At 77.9% G+C, this 2,548-nt stretch carries 3 protein-coding genes; 1 reads left to right on the top strand and 2 read right to left on the bottom strand.

The window, feature by feature from the left end; translation table 11 throughout:
• Both GSY69_RS14295 and GSY69_RS13640 read right to left on the bottom strand, forming a co-directional pair.
• Positions 1-1,648: thioredoxin domain-containing protein (locus GSY69_RS14295; protein ID WP_202411130.1), on the bottom strand; the 1,648-nt coding region annotated here is incomplete at its 3' end.
• A 13-nt stretch (positions 1,649-1,661) separates the two neighbouring features.
• Positions 1,662-2,150: a GNAT family N-acetyltransferase gene (locus tag GSY69_RS13640; RefSeq protein WP_407925031.1), complete on the bottom strand. Its 489-nt coding sequence runs from the start codon at positions 2,148-2,150 to the stop codon at positions 1,662-1,664.
• Positions 2,151-2,252: 102 nt separating this feature from the next.
• On the opposite strand from GSY69_RS13640, the gene GSY69_RS13635 reads away from it, so the two are divergent.
• A partial coding sequence (locus GSY69_RS13635) for an NAD(P)-binding protein (protein ID WP_160954374.1) occupies positions 2,253-2,548 on the top strand: 296 nt, incomplete at its 3' end.

The raw sequence follows: 2,548 nt of genomic DNA, 5'->3' as shown, positions 1-2,548 counted from the left end.
CCGAGCGCGGCAGGCCGGCGGCCTCGAGGGCGCGCAGCGCGGTGAGCGTCGCGACCGCGGCGGCCGCCCAGTCGGCCCGGTCGAAGACGGCGGCGGCCTCGCACAGCGCCGTGGCGGCCAGGCCCGCGTGCTCGACGATGAGCTTGTCGTCCCGGGCCGGACGCGGCCTGGCGTCCTGCTGCGCGGCCAGCCGCCCGCTCACCGACCGGGCCCCGGGTGTCTCCCACGGGGCGGGTGCGGTCGCCGCATCCGCCCCAGCCGCACTGCCTGCCCCGGCCGCACCATCGTCTCCATCCAGCCACGCGCGGATCCCCGGCGCCACCAGCACCCCGCCCCCCAGCTCGGGGGCATCGGCCAGGGCGTAGGGCGAGTCGTCCCAGTCGGCCGGCGGACCGCCGTCGGCCGGGGCGAACACCGCGTGCGCGCCCTCCCGCAGCGCGCTGGCCCCGTGCGAAGACCCCGCGCCGCGGGCGTCCGGCGGCGAGGCGGTGGGCGCGTCCGCATCGAGGGCGGCGGCGAATCCGCCGCCGGGCAGGGCCAGATCGGTGAGGAGGAAGCGCGCCGTGTCCGCCGCCTCGCGGGCGGCCAGCCGGGTCCAGCGCGAGTCCGGGTCCCAGGCGGCCTCGAGCCGGTGCCAGGCAACGGCGGTGCGCAGGTGGAGGGCGTTGTCGCCCAGCATCTTCTCGAAGTGCGGCACCTGCCAGCGGGCATCGACGCTGTAGCGGCAGATGCCGCCGCGCAGCTGGTCGCGCATGCCGCCGGCGGCAATGCCCAGGAGTGTGCGCCGCACGATCCGCAGGCGGTCGAGCTCGGGGACCTCCCCCAGTGCGGGCAGGCCGGGGCAGGCGGCGCCCACGTCCGCATCGGCGCCCGCACAGGCCAGGGCCGCGGAGTCCGCGGGCAGGCCGCCGCTGCCCTCCGGCCCGCGCTCGGCCCGCGCCAGCGAGCGGATGAGCGCCATGAGCACGGGCAGCGGCGGGAACTTGGGCGCGGTGCCGAACCCGCCCCACGTGAAGTCGGCATCGCCGACCAGCTGCTCGTAGGCCGCGTCGAGCTCCTCGGCGCCCGGGGCGGCCAGGTCCTCGCCGGCGGGCAGGGCCATCGAGATGCGCTCGGCGAGGCCCGTGAGCCGCGCGTCGAGCTGTCCGGCCACCCGGTCCACCTCCGCGCGGCGGTCGCGGTACGTGAGGGCGACCGCCTGCACCACCTGGGCGAACGAGGGGGCGCCGTGCGCCGGGCGGGGCGGGTAGTAGGTGCCCGCGAAGAACGGCGCGCCGTCCGGGGTGGCGAACGCTGTGAGGGGCCACCCGCCCTGGCCGCGCAGCGCCTGGAGCGCGCCCATGTACGCGGCGTCCACCTGGGGCAGCTCCTCGCGGTCGACCTTGACGGCCACGACGTGCTCGCGCAGCAGCGCGCCGATTGCCGGGTCGCAGAACGTCTCGCCGGCCATGACGTGGCACCAGTGGCACGTCGAGTAGCCGATCGAGACGAGGACCGGGACGTCGCGCTCGCGGGCCTCGGCGAATGCGGCCTCACCCCACGGCCGCCAGTCGACCGGATCGTCTGCGTGCAGGCGCAGATAGGGGCTCGTGGATCCGGCCAGGCGGTTGTCGGCGGGCTCTGGCTGGGGGCGCGGCGCATCGGACATGCGCCCCAGCCTCTCAGGATCGGCCGCGCAGCACCATGCCCAGGGACTCCGGGGCCGTCTGCACGAAGCCGAACGAGCGGTAGAGCGGGCGGCCGGGCGCATCGGCCATGAGCGTGATGTAGGGATCGGCGGGCGCGCGCTCGGCGATCCTGTCGAGCAGCGCGCCCAGCACCGCCCGGCCCAGGCCCAGCCGCTGGGCTGCGGGCAGCGTGGCCATGTCGGCGATGTGGAAGTACCAGCCGCCGTCGCCCAGCACCCGCCCCATGGCCACCGCCTCACCGGCGCGGCGCACGTGCGCGAATGCCCACGAGTGGGCAAGCGCGGGCCCGCCCTGCTCCGCCGTCACCGGGGAGAGCCCTGCCTCCCGGCGCAGCCGCAGGTAGGAGTCGAGGTCCGGCGGCTCCATGAGGAGCTCGCAGCCGGGCGGCAGGGCCACCGCGGGCCCGGGCTGCGCGGTGGTGCCGGGCTGCGCGGAGGCGCCGTCGGGTGCGGGATCGGTCATCGCGGGCTCCCATCGGGCTGCGCGGCCCGAGCGGCCCGCATGTCCCGCCAGCCTACGTCGTTCGCCCCGGGCCGGCCCCGCCGCGCGGCTATGCTCGCGGGCATGGAATCGGTCACGATCGTGGGCGGGGGGATCGCCGGGCTGGCGCTTGCCGCCGCGCTGGATCCCGCTCGCTTCGCCGTCGAGGTCTGCGAGGCACAGCCGGAGCGCTCCGCCGCGGGCGCAGCGCTGGGCCTGTGGCCGAGCGCGGTGCGCGCCCTGCAGCGGGTGGGTGCCTGGGACGCACTGGCCGGCAGCGCCTCGGCGGCCCCCGAGCACGCGGTGCTGCGCCGCATCGACGGGGTGCCGCGCGCCCAGGCACCCGCGCCCGCCCTGCGCATGGTCGCCCGGGGCCCGCT

Origin of the sequence: Brevibacterium rongguiense (assembly GCF_009857845.1) — a bacterium.
Taxonomy (GTDB): domain Bacteria; phylum Actinomycetota; class Actinomycetes; order Actinomycetales; family Brevibacteriaceae; genus Brevibacterium; species Brevibacterium rongguiense.
This window is presented reverse-complemented; position numbering and strand designations above follow the sequence as displayed.